Origin of the sequence: Polaribacter sp. (assembly GCF_049276715.1) — a bacterium.
Classification (GTDB): domain Bacteria; phylum Bacteroidota; class Bacteroidia; order Flavobacteriales; family Flavobacteriaceae; genus Polaribacter.
In genome coordinates, this window is record NZ_JBASWY010000038.1 from 1 (window position 1) to 1515 (window position 1515).

A 1515-nucleotide genomic window follows, 5' to 3' on the forward strand; every position below is an offset into this window, starting at 1 on the left:
TAATGGACAATTGAAGCGTCTCGCCCCCCGGTTGAACATAGGGCGCCCTGCGATGAAGATTAACCTTCTTTTCCTGGATCACATCCAGTATGACCTGATTAAAAGCCCGGTTCCTTACCTCCTCCAGAAACAGGTCGCCCCACCCTTTTCCTTCAAACATGCGGCAAGGATATCCCAGAATCACTGACGCGGCCTGATTGCTGGCAACGATCTCTCCATCCGGGTTAATGACCAGAAGACCGACCGGAATACTTTCCAGAATATTTTGAAGGATGATCGATTTAATGTTGAACCTCCCTATACTTGCTTTCCGGATGTTTTTCCAATATTGTCTCTTCACAGTCTCATACAAGCATTAACAAATGTCAAACGTAACCGTAGTTACCTGATCTCCCCTTGACATTCTCGCCGGAACTGGAGTAGCATCGCCTCGTCTTCGGGCTTACTACTGGCCTGACTTAGCATGCTATTCCAGCATGTTAATGCCTTACAACTTATCTTGTTTCAAAAAAAAGGAAGAATTCCGAAGACTGGCTTCTATCCTTTTGGGTTGTGGATACGCCGCATTAGAAAGAGAAAGGAAACAATAATGGAAACGTCAAAGAAAATCTCAAGCAGTTTATCCCTATGGATATTCCTGTGGTTTCTTTTACTGGGACTGGCCCTTGCCGGTTTCGGGTACTGGGAGATGGAACTGCTGAAAACCTGCCTTAATGAATTAAAGCCGGAACTTCAGGGGAAGGCGCCTTTGGAAGGTTTCGCCCTGGTCCTGAAAAATGGCGGCATCCTTTCCCTTCAAGTTCTGGGAGGAAGTCTGGTCATTTTCGGGCTTTTACTCTGGTTGACGCTGTGCGCCTCCCTGAAGCGGACATTGGCAAAGACAGTGGCGCCAAAACCGGTTGAATCCACCTCGAAAAAAGAGAAAAAGGCGGCGACGCCCCGGCCGACCCTCGAGGAAAAAGAAACCCGCGTCAGAGAAGACCAGCGCAGGACCCTGCACCTGCTGTCGCTGCTGCAGCGCGAAGGCCGACTTGTGGATTTTCTGGAAGAAAACCTTCAAGGATATGATGACGCCCAGATCGGCGCCGCCGTTCGAAACATTCAGGAAAACTGCCATAAAACCCTGCGCAAATACCTGAATCCCGAGGCTGTCATTAGCAAAGACGAAGGTGAAGAAATAACAGTTGAAGCCGGATTCGATGCCGGCGCCATCAAGCTCACGGGCAATGTAACCGGGGAACCGCCCTTTAAAGGCATCCTGCAGCACCGGGGATGGCGTGTTGGCAACTTTAACCTGCCGACCCTCTCCGCCGGTTCCCAGGACCCCACTGTTATCGCTCCGGCGGAAGTGGAAATTGGTTGACATTCCTATTTTCATGATCAGTTTCAGACGACGGACGACGGACGACGGACGACGGACGACGGACGACGGATGACGGATGACAGGTAACGGGTGAAAATATGATAGATGAAAACAACTCCGATCCCCTCTACGTGGTAGGGATCGACCTGGGC

General features: G+C 50.5%; 2 protein-coding genes. One reads left to right on the forward strand and one right to left on the reverse strand.

The window, feature by feature from the left end; translation table 11 throughout:
- Positions 1–340, reverse strand: a 340-nt coding sequence (locus WAO74_RS09820) for a PAS domain-containing protein (protein WP_422161671.1), incomplete at its 3' end; no start/stop codon positions are given.
- Positions 341–589: 249 nt separating this feature from the next.
- On the opposite strand from WAO74_RS09820, the gene WAO74_RS09825 reads away from it, so the two are divergent.
- Complete coding sequence (locus WAO74_RS09825; protein WP_422161673.1) at positions 590–1363, forward strand: DUF2760 domain-containing protein; 774 nt, start codon at positions 590–592, stop codon at positions 1361–1363.
- Positions 1364–1515: the final 152 nt, after the last annotated feature.